The organism is Mycobacterium sp. SMC-17, assembly GCF_045310915.1.
GTDB lineage: Bacteria > Actinomycetota > Actinomycetes > Mycobacteriales > Mycobacteriaceae > Mycobacterium.
The window spans coordinates 1-16924 of record NZ_JBJIAK010000002.1; the positions used below are offsets into that span (position 1 = coordinate 1).

At 69.7% G+C, this 16924-nt stretch carries 18 protein-coding genes; 5 read left to right on the forward strand and 13 right to left on the reverse strand.

Annotation, left to right across the window (positions count from 1 at the left end):
• Both ACJH7A_RS01320 and ACJH7A_RS01325 read left to right on the forward strand, forming a co-directional pair.
• Positions 1 to 653: transposase (locus tag ACJH7A_RS01320; protein WP_406801319.1), on the forward strand; the 653-nt coding region annotated here is incomplete at its 5' end.
• Between the two features lie 25 nt (positions 654 to 678).
• Positions 679 to 2388, forward strand: a complete 1710-nt coding sequence (locus ACJH7A_RS01325) for a CocE/NonD family hydrolase (RefSeq protein WP_133426026.1) — start codon at positions 679 to 681, stop codon at positions 2386 to 2388.
• Here the strand turns inward: ACJH7A_RS01325 and ACJH7A_RS01330 are convergent.
• Genes ACJH7A_RS01330 through ACJH7A_RS01340 form a run of 3 tightly spaced genes read right to left on the reverse strand, consistent with a single transcriptional unit; the run spans position 2377 to position 3820 of the window.
• On the reverse strand, positions 2377 to 2925 hold the full coding sequence (locus ACJH7A_RS01330; protein ID WP_267325576.1) for a DUF1802 family protein: 549 nt from the start codon (positions 2923 to 2925) through the stop codon (positions 2377 to 2379). The genes ACJH7A_RS01325 and ACJH7A_RS01330 overlap by 12 nt on opposite strands.
• Positions 2922 to 3188, reverse strand: a complete 267-nt coding sequence (locus tag ACJH7A_RS01335; protein WP_060999751.1) for a DUF2277 domain-containing protein — start codon at positions 3186 to 3188, stop codon at positions 2922 to 2924. The genes ACJH7A_RS01330 and ACJH7A_RS01335 overlap by 4 nt, the downstream gene beginning before the upstream one ends.
• Before the next feature lie 38 nt (positions 3189 to 3226).
• Entirely contained in the window at positions 3227 to 3820 is a 594-nt protein-coding gene (locus ACJH7A_RS01340; protein ID WP_133426024.1) for a hypothetical protein, read from the reverse strand.
• Positions 3821 to 4035: 215 nt separating this feature from the next.
• Between ACJH7A_RS01340 and ACJH7A_RS01345 the strand changes: the two genes are divergently transcribed.
• A complete protein-coding gene (locus ACJH7A_RS01345) occupies positions 4036 to 4785 on the forward strand; it encodes an enoyl-CoA hydratase (RefSeq protein WP_205848816.1) in 750 nt (249 codons plus the stop codon).
• 159 nt (positions 4786 to 4944) lie between these two features.
• Here the strand turns inward: ACJH7A_RS01345 and ACJH7A_RS01350 are convergent, their stop codons facing one another.
• The 7 genes from ACJH7A_RS01350 to rimP form a co-directional block, all read right to left on the reverse strand.
• Positions 4945 to 6243 carry an MATE family efflux transporter gene (locus tag ACJH7A_RS01350; RefSeq protein ID WP_133426022.1) on the reverse strand — a complete coding sequence of 433 codons (1299 nt, stop codon included), beginning with the start codon at positions 6241 to 6243 and terminating at the stop codon, positions 4945 to 4947.
• 85 nt (positions 6244 to 6328) lie between these two features.
• Entirely contained in the window at positions 6329 to 7330 is a 1002-nt protein-coding gene (locus ACJH7A_RS01355; RefSeq protein WP_133426021.1) for a bifunctional oligoribonuclease/PAP phosphatase NrnA, read from the reverse strand.
• Complete coding sequence (gene rbfA, locus ACJH7A_RS01360) at positions 7305 to 7781, reverse strand: 30S ribosome-binding factor RbfA (protein WP_060999649.1); 477 nt, start codon at positions 7779 to 7781, stop codon at positions 7305 to 7307. The genes ACJH7A_RS01355 and rbfA overlap by 26 nt, the downstream gene beginning before the upstream one ends.
• A complete protein-coding gene (gene infB / locus ACJH7A_RS01365) occupies positions 7782 to 10637 on the reverse strand; it encodes a translation initiation factor IF-2 (RefSeq protein ID WP_406801320.1) in 2856 nt (951 codons plus the stop codon).
• A 133-nt stretch (positions 10638 to 10770) separates the two neighbouring features.
• Positions 10771 to 11118, reverse strand: coding sequence for a YlxR family protein (locus tag ACJH7A_RS01370; RefSeq protein ID WP_371825670.1), 348 nt, complete (start codon positions 11116 to 11118; stop codon positions 10771 to 10773).
• 26 nt (positions 11119 to 11144) lie between these two features.
• Positions 11145 to 12188 carry a transcription termination factor NusA gene (nusA, locus tag ACJH7A_RS01375; RefSeq protein WP_212811793.1) on the reverse strand — a complete coding sequence of 348 codons (1044 nt, stop codon included), beginning with the start codon at positions 12186 to 12188 and terminating at the stop codon, positions 11145 to 11147.
• Positions 12185 to 12739, reverse strand: coding sequence for a ribosome maturation factor RimP (gene rimP / locus ACJH7A_RS01380; protein ID WP_212811794.1), 555 nt, complete (start codon positions 12737 to 12739; stop codon positions 12185 to 12187). Before rimP ends, nusA begins: the two co-directional genes overlap by 4 nt.
• 168 nt (positions 12740 to 12907) lie before the next feature.
• Here rimP and ACJH7A_RS01385 point away from each other — a divergent pair, with 168 nt between their 5' ends.
• Entirely contained in the window at positions 12908 to 13438 is a 531-nt protein-coding gene (locus ACJH7A_RS01385; protein WP_212811795.1) for a hypothetical protein, read from the forward strand.
• Positions 13435 to 13908, forward strand: coding sequence for a ferritin-like domain-containing protein (locus tag ACJH7A_RS01390; protein WP_212811796.1), 474 nt, complete (start codon positions 13435 to 13437; stop codon positions 13906 to 13908). The genes ACJH7A_RS01385 and ACJH7A_RS01390 overlap by 4 nt, the downstream gene beginning before the upstream one ends.
• 57 nt (positions 13909 to 13965) lie before the next feature.
• Here ACJH7A_RS01390 and ACJH7A_RS01395 read toward each other — a convergent pair whose 3' ends face one another.
• The 3 genes from ACJH7A_RS01395 to ACJH7A_RS01405 all read right to left on the reverse strand — a co-directional run bounded on the left by ACJH7A_RS01395 (position 13966) and on the right by ACJH7A_RS01405 (position 16876).
• On the reverse strand, positions 13966 to 15711 hold the full coding sequence (locus ACJH7A_RS01395; RefSeq protein ID WP_212811797.1) for a proline--tRNA ligase: 1746 nt from the start codon (positions 15709 to 15711) through the stop codon (positions 13966 to 13968).
• An 11-nt stretch (positions 15712 to 15722) separates the two neighbouring features.
• A complete protein-coding gene (locus ACJH7A_RS01400; protein WP_212814845.1) occupies positions 15723 to 16379 on the reverse strand; it encodes a VOC family protein in 657 nt (218 codons plus the stop codon).
• Positions 16380 to 16459: 80 nt separating this feature from the next.
• Positions 16460 to 16876, reverse strand: coding sequence for a hypothetical protein (locus ACJH7A_RS01405; RefSeq protein ID WP_213020312.1), 417 nt, complete (start codon positions 16874 to 16876; stop codon positions 16460 to 16462).
• Positions 16877 to 16924: the final 48 nt, after the last annotated feature.

Sequence of the window (16924 nt, forward strand, 5' to 3'; positions counted from 1 at the left end):
TGGCCGACACGTGGGCACAGTCGCTGCTCACCGCGGCCAAGATGCTCGCCCAACGCGTGCAATTCCTCGAAACCCAAGCCGAAACCCTGCAAACGCAGATCGATGCCCTTGTCGCCAAGGCCAACCCCGGCCTGCGCGCTGCCTACGGTGTCGGCCCGGACACCGCCGCCCAGCTATTGATCACCGCCGGAGCCAACCCGCACCGGCTGCACAGTGAAGCCGCGTTCGCCGCTCTGTGCGGCACCGCGCCAGTGCCGGCGTCCTCGGGTAAGACCAACCGGCACCGCCTATCGCGCGGCGGTGACCGCGCCGCCAACAACGCGCTGCACCGCATCGCCCTGGTGCGCATGTCCAGTCACCAGTCGACCAAGGACTACGTGCAACGACAGCTCGCCAAGGGCCACAACAAAATGGAGATCCTGCGCAAACTCAAACGGGCCATCGCCCGCGAAGTCTTCAAACTCCTGACCCGCCAGATCGCAGTACCTGAATACAACGACCTACGGCCAGCCCGGCAATCCAAAAACATCACCGTCACCGCCGCTGCGAACCACTTCGGCGTCTGGCCCACCGTCATCTCCCGCATCGAACGCGGACTACAACGCGACGACGCCCTGGCTGATCAATACAGATCATGGCTCCAAGCTGCTTGACACCAATAGGAGCATCAAATCTTGCATGCGCGATCCGGCCGGAGGACCTCACGGCCGTCACGGTCCCCCGCCAATCAGTACCCTTCGAAACGTGAGCTCCCGAATCGCCCGTCTCGGCTCCCGGTTGCTGAGCCGCGTCCTCGACGTCCCGCCGCCGACGACGGATTACACCGTCAGTCGCGTCACCACCCCGATGCGGGACGGCGTCGAACTCGTCGGCAGCCACTACGCCCCCACCGGCACCGCCAAAGGCACCCTGCTGGTCCGTTGCCCCTACGGACGCGGTTTCCCGTTCGGCCCTGCCTTCGGTGCTGCGTACGCCCGCCGCGGCTACCACGTGCTGCTGCAGAGCGTGCGCGGCACGTTCGGCTCCGGCGGCGACTTCGAGCCCATGGTCAACGAGATCGCGGACGCCGTCGACACCGCCGCCTGGCTGCGCGACCAGCCGTGGTTCACCGGCACGTTCGCGACGATCGGGTTGTCGTACCTGGGCTTCACGCAGTGGGCGCTGCTCACCGATCCCCCGCCTGAGCTGAAGGCCGCGATCGTCATGGTGGGCCCTCACGACTTCGCTGAATCAACCTGGGGCACAGGCGCGTTCACGCTCGACAACTTCCTGGGCTGGAGCGACATGATGGCGCACCAGGAAGATCGGCCGCTGGCCGTGGTGCTGCGGCGGTTCCTGGCACCGCGCCTGGTCGCCCGCACCCACACACAGGCTCCCGCCGGGGCCGCCGGACGTCAGCTGCTGCGTTCCGGAGCGCCCTGGTACGAATCGTGGCTCAGCCACCCCGACGGCACCGACCCGTTCTGGGAGAACATGGCCCTGTCCGACACGCTGGACAAGGTCGACGTGCCGGTGCTGCTGATCGGCGGCTGGCAGGACCTGTTCCTGGAACAGACCCTGACCCAATTCCAGTGTCTGCACGATCGCGGCGTGCCCACCGCCGTCACCATCGGGTCGTGGACCCACAGCCAGGTGATGGCCCGCGGTGGCGCCACGGTGCTGCGCGAATCCCTGGCATGGCTCGATACCCACCTGGCCGAGCGCGCGCCGGCATCCGAACGGGCGGCCGTCCGGGTCGAGGTCAACGGACAGGGCTGGCTGACCATGCCGGACTGGCCACCGGCTGCCACCGAACTCACGCTCCACCTGCGACCGACGCACCGGCTCAGCGCGACCGTGCCCGCCGATACCGCACCGCCGTCGCGGTTCACCTTCGATCCCGCGGCGCCGACGCCCACGCTGGGCGGCCGGCTGCTGTCGTCGTCGGCGGGTTACCAGGAGGACTCCGCCCTCAGCCGGCGGCCCGACGTCGTCGACTTCACCGGTGAGCCGCTCACCGAAGACCTGTACCTGGTCGGCACGCCGGTGATCGAGCTGACGCAGTCCTGCGACAACCCCAACCGGGACATCTTCGTCCGGCTCAGCGTGGTCGACGTCAACGGCAAGTCCCGCAACGTCAGCGATGGATTCCGCAGGCTCACAACACCTTCCGACGAACCCGAGACCATCCGACTCGAGCTCGACGCCGTCGCGCACCGGATCCCGGCCGGGTCCCGGCTACGGGTGATCGTCGCGGGCGGCTGCCACCCCCGTTACGACCGCAACCTCGGCACCGGCGAGCCCGTCGTCTCCGGCGAGCGCATGGTGCCGGCCACGCACACGATCCATCACGGGACGGGCGGGGTGTCGCGGCTGCTGCTACCGACGGTGGCGCTGTCAGCCGACTGAGTCACGCACCCGCTGGGCGACGGCGGCCAGCGCCGCGTCGTCGTGCACCGGCGAGCCCCACTCGGGTGTGACGGGCAGCTCCACCCAGCTGCGGCAGCCGGCGTAGTCCGGGGTGCGCGGCAGCCGCACCGGCGCCACGAGCGGTTTCGCCTGCACCACCAGGACCGTCAGCCGGTGCCGGGGCCGGAAATCCAGCCGGTCGTTCTGAACGGACTCAGCGGTCCAGATATGAAGATCGGCGATGGCATCCAGCTGCTCCGGACGCTCGACTGCCACGGCGGCAACGACTTTCGCGCCACCGCGCACAACCACCTCGGTATCGGTGCTGTCCCCGGCCGCCCGGTTCAGCAGATCGGTGAATTCGGGCCGGACCCGTTGCGCGTGGCTGTGCTCGGCCGTCGGGAAGAACACGAACTCCGGCGCCGATACCTCGAAACGCTTCTCCCCGATGCCACCCTTGCGCAACAGGACCGTCTGCCGCCCGTCGAGCAGCGCCTGGACCGCCGCGCCCCACTCCTTGAGCGCGGGCGAATTCACTTGGCGGCCAACCTCGCCTGCACCTCGGGCCGCCGCAACGGCGGCACCGTCTTGGGCGGCTGCCGACGGGCCGGCAGCTGGTCCAACAGCCTCTCGGTGACGGCCGTGACCTCCGCGACGGCGGCTTCGAAAGCATCGACGTTGGCAGCGGTGGGACGGGTGATCCCGCTGACCTTACGGATGTACTGACGCGCGGCGGCCTCGATCTCCTCGGCCGTGGCGGCCGGCTCCAGGCCACGCAGTTCGGTGATGTTGCGGCACATGGCTCCACGATAGGCGCGCTCCGAGGCGAGCGGGCAAATCACGACGGTGCCATGCGATACCGCTTCGCCTCGGCAACGGCGCGGTAGTGCGCCGACGTCGACGGAAGCCACAGCAGGACCAGGACAGCGATCGCGACAACCACAAACGCTGCATTGATGGTTCCTTCGATGACCACGTGGCTGGCCATGACGTCCGGAACGCCGTCGACCGTAATTGCCACAATGTCGCCCACGAGGAATGCCAGACGCATCACGATGCCGATGGCGCCCAAAACCGTGGCCACAACACGGGCCCATGCGACGGCCTTGGCAGCAGCGAGGGCCATCCAGATCCACAGCCCGAGCTGCATGACGCCGAAAAGGAGCAGCCCCACCAACAAGCCGATCATCCGCCCAGCCCGCTCGGCCTCGGATCCCGCAGGCAGGCCCTCGGCGAATAGCGCCCCCAGTGCGGCGAGGACGACAACGAGTGCGGCGCCGATCCACATCCCGACGATCGCCAGCGACAGTGTCCGAGGGCGTAGACCCGGATCCGCAGGCGGGCCGGGCGGATACGGCTGGACGCTGTAGTCGACCGGCAACGGCGGGCCGGCTGGGATTTGCCCGTACTGCATGCCATGGGGGTCAGACATGACTGTCACCTCTGATCGGGGGTCGGACGCCGCAGGAGTTGGATTTCGCCTGGGTCAGCGGCTTCTCGAGTATGCGCTGACGTTGCCGGCCCGACAGTTCAGTGGGGCCATCCCTTACACGATCCTATGGTTGGGACCGCCATTCCAGGGCGCAAGTGGCCGTTCCGGGCCGCAAGTTACGGTGTCGGTGGGTGACCACGAAACAAGGAGCCAATGTGACCGACGTTCTACTGATCGACACCACCGACCGGGTTCGCACCCTGATGCTGAACCGGCCCAAGTCCCGGAACGCGCTGTCCTACGAGCTGCGCGACGCCTTCTACGGCGCACTGCGCCAGGCCGAGGCCGACCCGGACGTCGACGTGGTGATCCTGACGGGCGCCGACCCGGTGTTCTGCGCCGGCCTCGACCTCAAGGAACTCGGCGAAGGCGCGGATCTGCCGGACATCTCGCCGAAGTGGCCCAACATGACCAAGCCCGTGATCGGCGCCATCAACGGCGCGGCCGTCACCGGCGGCCTGGAACTCGCCCTGTACTGCGACATCCTGATCGCCTCCGAGAACGCCAAGTTCGCCGACACCCACGCCCGCGTCGGGCTGCTGCCGACGTGGGGCCTCAGTGTGCGGCTGCCGCAGAAGGCCGGCGTCGGCCTGGCCCGCAGGATGAGCCTGACCGGCGACTACCTGTCGGCGGCCGAGGCGCTGCGCGCCGGGCTGGTCACCGAGGTGGTGCCGCACGACGAACTGCTCCCGACGGCGCGCCGCGTGGCCGCCTCGATCGTCGGGAACAACCAGAACGCCGTGCGCGCGCTGCTGGACTCGTACCACAAGATCGACGGCTCCCAGACCGACGCCGGGCTGTGGATCGAAGCCGCGTCGGCCCGGAAGTGGATGGACGCGTCCAGCGGCAACGACATCGCCGCCAACCGCGACGCCGTCATGCAGCGCGGCCGCACCCAGGTCTAGTAGCAGTTCTCCCTCTTCCGCGAGCGACCGTGTTTGTACGCCGACACGCCGCTCCAGCTGTACAAGAACGTCCCGCTCACCAGCGCTGAGCGGGACGTTTCTGTCCGGAACCCTCGGTGTGTCGCACGCAGACACGCACGCTCGCGGAAGGCGCGCCAGTTACGCCCAGCGGCCGGACAACGCGCGCCAGCCGACGAAGACGAGTCGCAGCACCAAAAATGTGCTGAGCCCGGACCAGATGCCGGCCAGGCCCCACCCGAAGGCCAGCGACAGCCAGATCAGGGGCAGGAAGCCGACGAGCCCGCTGATCAGGGTGGCGTTGCGCATGAACTTCGCGTCACCGGCGCCCAGCAGCACCCCGTCGAGGGCGAAAACGATTCCGGCGATGGGCAATTGGGCCACCATGAACCACCACGGGATGCCGATCTGGTCCCGCACCGCATGATCGGCGGTGAACACTGCCGGCAGCACGCCGGAGCCGAGTGCGAACACGGCCGCGAGCACCGTCGCCGCGGCGGCCGAGTAGACCGTCACGCGCCGCGACACCGTCTTGGCGTGCGCCGGCTCCCCCGCGCCGAGGGCCGCGCCGACCAGCGACTGCGCCGCGATGGCCAGCGAATCCAGCACCAGCGCAAGGAAATTCCACAGCTGAAGCACCACCTGATGGGCGGCGACGGCGGCCGCACCGAACCGGGCCGCGACCGCGCCGGCAGATAGGAAACACACCTGGAACGCCAGGGACCGCAGCACCAGGTCGCGCCCCATGGTCAGTTGGGCGCGCAGCACGTCGGGCCGCAGCCGCAGCGAAACCCGTTCGGACAACAACGCATACCCGAAAAGCGCCGCGGCGAGCCACTGCCCCACGAGGTTCGCCACCGCGGAGCCCGTCAGGCCCAGCCGCGGCAATCCGAGCCACCCGAACACCAGCAGTGGACACAGCACCGCTGAAATACCTACGCCGACAAGCACATACCGCAGCGGTCGCACGGTGTCCTGCACGCCGCGCAGCCAGCCGTTGCCGGCCATCGACATCAGGATCGCCGGCACGGCCAGGATCGCCACGCGCAGCCACGGCAACGCGGTCTCGGCGATGCCGCCCCGCGAGCCGGCGATGGCCGTGAGCAGCAACGGGGCCAGCGCCTGCACCACGACGACGATCAGCACACCGAGTGCCAGCGCCAGCCACGTCGCCTGCACGCCCTCCCCGACCGCGCCGGCCCGGTCACCGGCGCCGAAACTCCGGGCCGACCGCGACGTCGTGCCGTACGACAAGAACGTCAGCTGCGACCCGACCAGACTCAGGATCAGTCCACCGACGGCCAGACCGGCCAAGGGCAGCGCGCCCAGCCGGCCGACGACGGCGGTGTCGAGCAGCAGGTAGATCGGCTCGGCGGCGAGCACCCCGAGGGCCGGGAAAGCCAACGCCGCGATCCGCCGGCCGGTGACCTCAGTGGTCATGATGCGCACCGTCGCGGCCGACGAGCGGCCCCGAAATGCCCGCAATTTACGGCGTGTCGGCGTACAAACACGGCCGCTCGCGGGATCAAGAAAGGGCGGCGACGAGGGCCGCGACGACGTCTTCGGTGGTTCCGGTCGGTGAGTAGCCCGCCGCGAACCGGTGGCCGCCGCCGCCGAAGGAACTCGCCAGCACCGACACGTCGACCGCGGTCTTGGCCCGCAGGGATACCGACCACTGCCCCGGCTCGATCTCCTTGAGCACCGCGGCCACCTCGGCCTCGGACGTGGTGCGCACGATGTCCACGATGCTCTCGACCTCTTCCGATCGGGCAGCCACGTATTCCTGGTGTGACACAACGGCATACACCAGGCCTTTGCCGCCGGCGGCATCGGGCACCAGGCACGCCGTCGACAGCACCCGGGACAGCATGGGCAGCCACGAATACGGGTGGGTGTCGAGCAGCGCGCGGCTGACGGCGGCGTTGTCGACGCCGATGTCCAGCAGCCGGGCCGCGAGCCGGTAGGCCCGCGGACTGGCCCAGCGGAACGACCCCGTGTCGGTGGTCAGCCCGGCGTACAGGCAGTGCGCCACCGGCAGCTCGATCGGCTTACCCCAGGCGTCCAGCAGCTCTGCCACCAGCATGGTGGTCGAATCAGCCGACGGGTCAACGTAATTCGCGGTGCCGAACAACCGATTCGAGGCGTGGTGATCGATCACCAGCACCTGCCGCCCGGGATCGGCCAGCTTGGCCAGCGACCCCAGGCGGTTGACGCTCGGGATGTCGACGGTGACCACCAGGTCGGCGTCGGGCCGCATCTGATCCGGCGGCACCAGCAGGTGCCCGCCGGGCAGGGTCTGCAGCGAGTCCGGCACGGTCGCAGGAGCGGCAAAGCCGACCTGCACATCCTTGCCGGCTTCGCTGAGCACCAATGCGAGCGCGAGGCCCGCCCCGATGGTGTCGGCGTCGGGGTAGACGTGGGCAACTACGCTGACGCTGTCGACCGCACCGAGCAGATCGGCCGCACCGCGCGCGTCAACCCGCGCGCCCTGCGGCCGAATCTCAGTCGTCGGTTCGATCGCCGTCACCTGCATCCTCGGAATCGCTGTCCCCCACCACACGGTACGGATCGGCGTCACCGGCGTGCTTGGCACCTTCGCGGATGCGCGCCACGTCCTCGTCCGCGGCGCGGGCCCGGGCCAGCAGCTCCTCCATCTTCAGAGCCGCATCGGGCACGGTGTCACGCTCGAAAGTCAGCGTCGGGGTGAACCGAACCCCGGTTCCCGCACCGACTTTCGAGCGCAGCGCACCCTTGGCCTTCTCGAGGGCAGCCGCGACACCGGCATAATCCGGCTCCTCGTCGAGGCTGGTCCCGATGACCGTGTAGTACAGCGTGGCGTCGTGCAGATCACCGGTCATCTTGGCATCGGTGATCGTCACGCCGTCGAGCCGCGGATCCTTGATCTCGTACTCGATCGCCGAAGCGACGATCGTCGAAATGCGCTTGGCCAATCGCTTGGCGCGTGCTGGATCCGCCACCTACGTCCGAGCCTTCTCGACGAGCTCGTACGTCTCGATGACGTCGCCTTCCTTGATGTCGTTGTAGGTCAGCGTCAGACCGCATTCGTAACCTTCGCGCACCTCGGTGGCGTCGTCCTTCTCACGCTTGAGCGAAGACACCGTGAGGTTCTCGGCGATGACGATGTTGTCGCGCAGCAGGCGGGCCTTGGCGTTACGCCGCATGATGCCCGACTGCACGAGGCAACCAGCGATGTTGCCGACCTTCGACGACCGGAAGATGGCGCGGATCTCGGCGCGGCCGAGCTCCTTCTCCTCGTAGACCGGCTTGAGCATGCCCTTGAGCGCGCTCTCGATCTCGTCGATGGCCTGGTAGATCACCGAGTAGTACCGGATCTCCACGCCTTCGCGGTTCGCCAGCTCCGTCGCCTTGCCCTCGGCACGCACGTTGAAGCCGATGATGATCGCATCCGACGCCGACGCCAGGTTGACGTTGGTCTCGGTGACGCCACCGACACCGCGGTCGATGACGCGCAGTTCCACCTCGTCGTCGATCTGGATGCCCATCAAGGCCTCCTCGAGCGCCTCGACGGTGCCCGAGTTGTCGCCCTTCAGGATCAGGTTCAGCTGGCTGGTTTCCTTCAGCGCCGAATCCAGGTCTTCCAGGCTGATGCGCTTGCGCGAGCGTGCGGCCAGCGCGTTGCGCTTGCGCGCGCTGCGCCGGTCGGCGATCTGGCGGGCGATGCGGTCCTCGTCGACAACCAGGAAGTTGTCGCCGGCGCCGGGCACCGAGGTGAAACCGATGACCTGGACCGGACGCGACGGGAACGCCTCTTCGACGTCCTCGCCATGCTCGTCGACCATGCGGCGGACGCGGCCGTAGGCGTCACCGGCGACCACCGAGTCACCGACGCGCAGCGTGCCGCGCTGCACCAGCACCGTGGCGACCGGGCCGCGACCGCGGTCCAGGTGCGCCTCGATGGCCACACCCTGGGCCTCCATGTCGGGGTTGGCCCGCAGGTCCAGCGAAGCGTCCGCGGTGAGCAGCACAGCTTCGAGCAGACCGTCGATGTTGGTGCCCTGCTTGGCCGAGATGTCCACGAACATGGTGTCGCCGCCGTAATCCTCGGCCACCAGGTTGTACTCGGTCAGCTGCGCCCGGATCTTCTGCGGATCCGCGCCTTCCTTGTCGATCTTGTTGACCGCCACCACGATCGGCACATCAGCGGCCTGAGCGTGGTTGATGGCCTCCACCGTCTGCGGCATGACGCCGTCGTCGGCCGCGACCACGAGGATCGCGATGTCGGTGGCCTTGGCACCACGGGCACGCATGGCGGTGAACGCCTCGTGACCCGGGGTGTCGATGAACGTCACCAGACGCTCGTTGCCGTCCAGCTCGGTCAGCACCTGGTAGGCGCCGATGTGCTGGGTGATGCCACCGGCCTCGCCCTCACGGACGTTGGCCTTACGGATCGTGTCGAGCAGTCGCGTCTTACCGTGGTCGACGTGGCCCATGACGGTGACCACCGGCGGCCGGCTGGCCAGGTCGTCCTCGTCGCCGGCGTCCTCGCCGTAGGTGAGGTCGAACGACTCGAGCAGCTCGCGGTCCTCGTCCTCCGGGGACACGACCTGCACGACGTAGTTCATCTCGCTGCCCAGCAGCTCGAGGGTGTCGTCACCCACCGACTGGGTGGCGGTCACCATCTCGCCCAGGTTGAACAGCGCCTGCACCAGCGAGGCCGGGTTGGCGTTGATCTTCTCGGCGAAGTCGCTCAGCGACGCGCCACGAGCGAGGCGGATGACCTCGCCGTTGCCGTGCGGCAACCGCACGCCACCGACGATCGGCGCCTGCATGTTCTCGTATTCGGCGCGTTTTGCGCGCTTCGACTTACGTCCACGACGGGGTGCGCCACCGGGACGCCCGAAGGCACCCGCGGCACCGCCGCGCTGACCGGGACGACCGCCGCCACCACCGGGGCCACCGCCACCGGGAGCACCGCCGCCGCCACCGGGACGGCCGCGGAAGCCACCGCCGGCACCGGCACCTGCGCCGCCACCGGCGCCGCCGCCGCGGTAGTTACCGCCGCCACCGGCACCACCGGGACGAGGGCCACCACCGGGACGCGGACCGCCACCGGGGCCGGGACGCGGACCGCCCGGACGACCGACGGCACCCGGACGGGCACCCGGCGGACGCGGGGGCATGTTGCCGGGCGTGACACCCGGACGCGGGCCACCGCCCGGACGGGGTCCACCGGCGCCGGGACCCGGACGCGGGCCACCGGGACCGGGAGCCGGACGCGGGGCCGGGCGCTCGACCGGCTGCTGGGAAGAGAACGGGTTGTTGCCGACGCGCGGAGCCCGCGGGGCCGGCTTGGGTGCGCCAGGTCGCGGACCCGGCGTCGCACCCGGGGTGGCCGGACGCGGCTGAGCCGGAGCCGCCGAAGCGGCGGGCGCTGCCGGGGCAGCGGGCTCCGGCGCGGCCGGGGCCTGGGGCTGCGGAGCCGCGGGGCGCGGAGCGCCGGGCTTGGGGCCACCGGCGGCAGGTGCTGCCGGTGCGGGTGCCGGGGTTGCCGGAGCAGCCGCGGCCGGGGCCGGGGCTGCAGGCGCGGCAGGTGCCGCTGCGGGGGCCGGCTTGGGGGCGCCGGGCTTCGGGGCGCCCGACGGCTTGGCGGCCGCGGGGGCGGCCGGTGCCTCGGACTTGGCGGGCTTGCCGCCGCCGAAGGCTTCACGCAACCGGCGTGCGACGGGCGCCTCCACTGTGGAGGACGCAGATTTCACGAATTCGCCCTGTTCGCTCAGTCGGGCGAGCACTTCCTTGCTGGTGACACCGAGTTCTTTTGCCAACTCGTGTACGCGTGCCTTACCTGCTGCCACTTCTCTCCTCGTCGTGAGGCGTCAGCGGTGGGTAGGCCGCGCCTCGGTTTAGCTATGACGCATGGTCATCGGGACTTCACGGTGTGCTCATGTTCTTCGCTACCTGTTCTCTTGCTGTGGCGTTCCGGGTCCGTCAGGCGGGTAAGGCACTGAAGAACTCTTCGACCGCAGAGGTGTCCGGCGAACCGGTGATGCGCAACGCTCGGGCGAATGCTCGCCGCCGAACTGCCGCGTCGAGGCACTGCTGAACCGGGTGCAACCACGCACCCCGACCCGGCAGGTTACCCGCTGAATCGACCGAGACGACGCATTTACCGTCCCCGTCGCGTACAGCTGCCACTCGAAGCAAGTCGACGGCCAGCTCTCGTTTCCGGCAGCCGATGCAGGTACGCACCGGAGCTGTCGGAGTCTCGCGCTGGATCACAGTGCAGTCTACCGTCTCGGGGCCCTTGGACTTCAATCGCGGTCGCGGCCCCGACACGCCGCCGGTAACTGCGGGTTTTGGCCTCAGCGGTCGCGGCCGGCACCGTGGCCGGTCGGCCGGCCGCCGGCGTCTGCCCCCTGACCGTCGGCGTCGCTACGGATGTCGATGCGCCACCCGGTGAGACGCGCCGCCAGGCGGGCGTTCTGGCCCTCCTTGCCGATCGCCAGCGACAGCTGGAAATCGGGCACCACGACCCGCGCTGCGCGCTGCGCCTCGTCGATCACGGTCACCGACACGACCTTGGCCGGCGACAGGGCGTTGGCGACGAACTTCGCCGGGTCCTCGTCGTAGTCGATGATGTCGATCTTCTCGCCCGAGAGCTCGCTCATCACGTTGCGCACGCGCTGACCCATCGGGCCGATGCAGGCGCCCTTGGCGTTCAGTCCCGGCACGCGCGACGCGACCGCGATCTTGGACCGGTGGCCGGCCTCACGCGCCACCGCGACGATCTCGACCGACTCGTCGGCGATCTCGGGGACCTCCAGCGAGAAGAGCTTGCGCACCAGGTTCGGGTGGGTCCGCGACAGCGTGATGACGGGTTCGCGGGCGCCGCGGGTGACCCCGACGACGTAGCAGCGCACCCGGTCGCCGTGCACGTAGCTCTCCCCCGGCACCTGCTCGGCGGCCGGGATCACGCCTTCGGAGCCCTTGGCCTCCGTGCCGACCCGCACCACCACGAGGCCGCGGGCGTTGGCCCGCGCGTCGCGCTGGATGACGCCGGCGACGATGTCGCCCTCACGCGCCGAGAACTCGCCGTAGTTCTTCTCGTTCTCCGCATCGCGCAACCGCTGCAGGATCACCTGACGCGCGGTGGTCGCCGCGATCCGGCCGAATCCCTCGGGGGTGTCGTCCCACTCGTGGATGACGGTCCCGTCGGTGTCGGTCTGGCGGGCGATCACCCGCACGATGCCCGACTTGCGGTCGATGTCGATGTACGCGTCGGGCTCGTGCCCTTCGGTGTGCCGGTACGCGGTCAGCAGCGCCGTCTTGATCGTGTCGACGACGACGTCGACGCTGATTCCCTTGTCCGCCTCGATGGCATGCAGTGCCGCCATGTCGATATTCATCCGTCGGCCCCCTCTCCGGTCATACCCGCCAGCTCCAGTTCCCGGCGATTGGGTGGTGAAAATTCAACCTGTACAACAGCTTTCGTAATGTCCGCGAGCGCGACGGTCTGCACCGACAGCACCCCACGGTTGGCGACGACCAGTTGGATCGCGCTGCCGTCGTGCTCGCCCAGCCGGCCCGTCAGCGACGTGCCGTCGGCCAGGGTCAGCTCGACCTTGCGACCACGGGCGCGGCGGTAGTGCCGCTCCGCGGTCAGCGGGCGCTCCACGCCGGGCGAGGTGACCTCCAGCACATACGGCTCGGAATCGGCGGTCACCTGGTCCAGCAGCTCGGATGCGAGGCGGGAAAGGTCGGCGACGGCGTCGAGGTCCAGACCCGAGTCGCCGTCGGCCACCACGACGATGCGCGGGGGCCGCGCAGCAGCGTCCACCCGCACATCTTCGATGTCGTATCCGGCGTCCGCAAAAGCACTGCTGAGCAGCTCAAGCACTTGGCCTGTGGTCGGTAACCGACTGGGTGGCAGCGGTCGTTCCGGCGTGTCCCGGGCCACGGCGAGCTCCTCATCTTGAGTTGTGCGGACAGGGCCCCCAGAAGGGTGAACCCGGTACCAACGATACGCCAGCAGCGCATGGCCGAATGGCAATCGCGATCGCGGCACCGGAGAACATCCGGCGCCGCGGTGCCCGGCAGCCGGTGTCCGCAATGGCAGGATGTGGATGTGCCGCACACCGAAACCACCGTCAGCCGACGGCGTGTCCTGTTGGGCACGGCGGCTCTGGCGCTGCTCGGCGGCGCGGCGTCGGCCTGCGGGTCGGCACCGCAGCGCGATCCCGCCCTCGACATCCTGACCGCCGAACTCGACCGGGCCCGTCGCGACAGCCGACTGGCCGCGTCCGCCGCCACCGGCGTACCGCCGCAACTGGCGCCGGCGCTGACGGCCGTCGCGGCACTCCGGGACGCGCACGCCCGCGCGCTGTCCGAGGAACTGACCCGGATGGGCAACCCGCCGTCAGCCGCGCCGTCGTCCACCACCGAGACCTCCGCCGCCGCGTCGCCGACGCCTGGCGCCACCCCGCCGCCGGCACCCCCGACACCTCAGGAAGTCGTGGCAGCGCTGGAACAGGCCGCCGACAGCGCGGGCCGCGCCGGCGCCGGCCAATCGGGTTACCGGGCCGGGCTGCTGGCCTCGATCGCCGCCGCCTGCACCGCGGCGCACACCGTCACCCTCGCCGGACAGGCCGCGCCATGACCAGCCCGCAACCCACCCCGACCCGCCCGGGCAGCGCTGCCGACGCCGCGCTGTACGACGCGATCGCCACCGAACACGGCACCATCTACGGCTACGGCCTGGTGTCCGCGCACACCACACCCGACGTCAACGATCTGGTGGCCGAGGCCATGGCCAAGCACCGCGCCAACCGTGAAGCCGGCATCACCGCGCTGGCCGGACGGTCGGTGCCGGCTCCGCTGCCGGCCGCGGGCTATCAGCTCCCCATCGACGCGAACAATCCGGCGGACGCGAGCAAGCTGGCGCTGCAGATGGAAGAGGAGACCGCCGTCGCGTGGCGCGCCGTGGCCGAGCAGGCCACCACCACCGAGGACCGGACGCTGGCCGTCAAGGCCCTCACCGACTGCGCGGTGCTGGCCGCCCGGTGGCGCGCGGCCCTCGGCATGACGCCGGCCGTCGTGGCGTTCCCCGGCGGCGCCGAGCAGTCTTAGCCGTCAACGCCGCGGATCGCAGTCAGCTGGTGACCGCGATCCGCGGCACAACGAGGCCTACCCCGCCAGCGCGGCCGTGATCGCCGCCGCGGCGCCGTCGACCGGAACCTCGGTCTTCTCGCCGGTGAACCGGTTGCGCAGCTCGACGGTGCCGTCGGCCCAGCCCCGGCCGACCACGACGATCCACGGCACACCCAGCAGCTCGGCGTCCTTGAACTTCACGCCCGGCGACGAGGTGCGGTCGTCGAGCAGCACGTCGAGGCCGAGACGGTCGAGTTCGCCGGCCAGCTCGGTCGCACCGGTGCGGGCTTCGGCGTCCTTGTTGGCGATGACCAGGTGCAGATCGAACGGCGACACCGACGACGGCCAGCGCAGACCGAGCTCGTCGTGGTGCTGCTCGGCGATCACCGCGACCATGCGCGAGACACCGATACCGTAGGAGCCCATGGTCAGCCGCACCGGCTTGCCGTTCTCGCCGAGGACATCGGCGCTGAACGCATCGGTGTACTTGCGGCCCAGCTGGAAGACGTGCCCGATCTCGATGCCACGCGCCGACACCAGCGGCCCGGCGCCGTCGGGCGAGGGGTCACCGTCGCGGACGTCGGCGGCCTCGATGGTGCCGTCGGCGACGAAGTCGCGGCCGGCCACCATGCCGACGATGTGCTTGTTGGGCGCGTCAGCGCCGGTGATCCACGACGAACCGTCGACGATGCGCGGGTCCACCAGGAATCGAATGCCGTTCTCCAGCAAGGCTTTCGGACCCACGTAGCCCTTCACGAGGAACGGGTTGGCGGCGAAGTCGGCGTCGTCGAGCAGCGCGTACTCGGCGGGCTCGAGCGCCGCGGCCAGGCGCTTTTCGTCGATCTCACGGTCGCCGGGCACGCCGATGCCCAGCAGTTCCCACTCGCCGCCCGGCTGGCGCACCTTCAGCAGCACGTTCTTCAATGTGTCGGCGGCGGTGATCTCGCGGCCGAGGTCAACGGTGTTGGCCCACTCGACCAGGGTGGCGATGGTCGGGGCGTCCGGCGTGTCGTAGACGACGGCCTCGGGCTGGCCCTCGATCGGCAGCGAATCGGGCACCGCGGTGACGACGGCTTCGACGTTGGCCGCGTAGCCGGACTGCAGGCAGCGCACGAAGGTGTCCTCACCGACCTCGCTCTCGGCCAGGAACTCCTCGGAGGCACTGCCCCCCATGGCGCCCGACACCGCGGACACGATGACGTACTTGACCGCCAGCCGGTCGAAGATGCGCTGGTAGGCCTCGCGGTGGGCGTGGTAGGCGTCCTTGAGTCCGCTGTCGTCGATGTCGAACGAGTACGAGTCCTTCATGATGAACTCGCGGCCACGGAGGATGCCGGCACGCGGGCGGGCCTCGTCGCGGTACTTGGTCTGGATTTGGTACAGCCGCAGCGGGAAGTCCTTGTATGACGAGTACTCACCCTTGACCGTCAGGGTGAACATCTCCTCGTGGGTGGGCCCCAGCAGGTAGTCGTTCTTGCGGCGGTCCTGCAGGCGAAACAGGTTGTCGCCGTACTCGGTCCAGCGGTCGGTGGCCTCGTAGGGGGCCCGCGGCAGCAGCGCCGGGAAGAGGATCTCCTGTGCGCCGATGGCGTTCATCTCGCTGCGGATGACGTCCTCGATCTTGCGCAGCACCTTCAGGCCCAGTGGCAGCCAGCTGTACAGGCCGGGCGCGATCGGGCGGACGTAGCCGGCCCGGATCAGCAGCTTGTGGCTCGGCACTTCGGCGTCGGCGGGGTCGTCGCGCAGCGTGCGCAGGAACAGCTCGGACATGCGGGTGATCACGGGTGGCCAGCTTAATCGCGGCCCTGCCAGGTGCAGACACACACCTCATTGCCTTCGGCGTCGGCGAGCACCCAGAACGCGGGTGCCGCCCGATCACTGAGCAGCACCCCGCCCGCCGCCAGTGCCGCCGCGATGCGTGCGGACGCCCGGTCGTGCGGGACGTCGACGTCGAGGTGAATGCGGTTGCGTTGCGGCCGTGGCACATCCATCTGCTGGAACCACAGGGCGGGGCCACGGCCGGCGGGATCGACGAGTCCCCCGCTCAGATCCGACGGCCCCGCTTCGTCGACGTAGCCGGTGACGGCCTTCCAGAACGGGCGCACCGCGGGGATGTCCATGGCGTCGATCGCGATCTCGATCGCCTGTACCGCGACGTCGCCCGGCGTGGTCGCCGCGCCGCGCTCGGCGAGTGATTCAGAGATGCGGCGTGCCAGCGCGATGTCGTGCGCGGTGACCCCGTCGGCCGAGCGCAGCCGCATGACGATCCGGTCGGCGCGAACGTCGACCGTCAAGTGGCCCTGCGCCTCTGGGCCGGTCTCCTCGACCACCGCGGCCGCGAGCGCCGCCGCCGCGCCCAAGCCAACCACCGGCACCTCCGTGTAGACGGCACCGAGCACCAGGCGCCACCCCAGCGGATTTACCGCATCCGAAATCTCCTGCCGCAGCATCATGATTCGGCCCCCGCGACCATGTCGAACCCCCCTGGCGGTCATGCCTCATGCATAGCACTGCGGCGCGTCCGACGTGCTCAGAGCAGTGCTTTGTTCACCACCTGCTCGTATGCGGTCTTGTCCGCCACGCTGACCGTCGGGCCGAACTGCAGGACGATGTTCATCGCCTGGAACGTGCCCGGCGTCGCTCCCGCATACCCTTCGGCAGCGCCGGTCGTGGAGAACACCAGCACCGTCACGGTGTCGGTCTCGATGGCCTCGATGCACTTGATGTCGGGGCATTTCTGCTTGGCCACATCCCGCGGGTGGGCCACCGGCAGTCCCGCGGCACCCATGTCCCGCACCACGGCCTGCGCGGTGACGGTGTTGAGGATCGGGGCGCCCGTCAGCGCACCGGCCTGTGGCCCGGGAGCCGGCGGGCGCTGGCACCCGGTGATCACCGTCGCGGCGAGCACAGCCGCCACGATCACAGCTCGGGCTCGCATTGCAGTCATGCACCATCAATAGCAGCGCAACCTGGAGCGCGGGCCACCGGGCGACGA

Excerpts from the sequence above, each read along its gene's own strand:
- ACJH7A_RS01405 (WP_213020312.1), bottom strand. The coding sequence starts at position 16,876 with ATGACTGCAATGCGAGCCCGAGCTGTGATCGTGGCGGCTGTGCTCGCC.
- ACJH7A_RS01335 (WP_060999751.1), bottom strand. The coding sequence starts at position 3,188 with ATGTGCCGCAACATCACCGAACTGCGTGGCCTGGAGCCGGCCGCCACG.
- ACJH7A_RS01400 (WP_212814845.1), bottom strand. The coding sequence starts at position 16,379 with ATGCTGCGGCAGGAGATTTCGGATGCGGTAAATCCGCTGGGGTGGCGC.
- ACJH7A_RS01350 (WP_133426022.1), bottom strand. The coding sequence starts at position 6,243 with ATGACCACTGAGGTCACCGGCCGGCGGATCGCGGCGTTGGCTTTCCCG.
- ACJH7A_RS01390 (WP_212811796.1), top strand. The coding sequence starts at position 13,435 with ATGACCAGCCCGCAACCCACCCCGACCCGCCCGGGCAGCGCTGCCGAC.
- ACJH7A_RS01340 (WP_133426024.1), bottom strand. The coding sequence starts at position 3,820 with ATGTCTGACCCCCATGGCATGCAGTACGGGCAAATCCCAGCCGGCCCG.
- nusA (WP_212811793.1), bottom strand. The coding sequence starts at position 12,188 with ATGAATATCGACATGGCGGCACTGCATGCCATCGAGGCGGACAAGGGA.
- ACJH7A_RS01325 (WP_133426026.1), top strand. The coding sequence starts at position 679 with ATGCGCGATCCGGCCGGAGGACCTCACGGCCGTCACGGTCCCCCGCCA.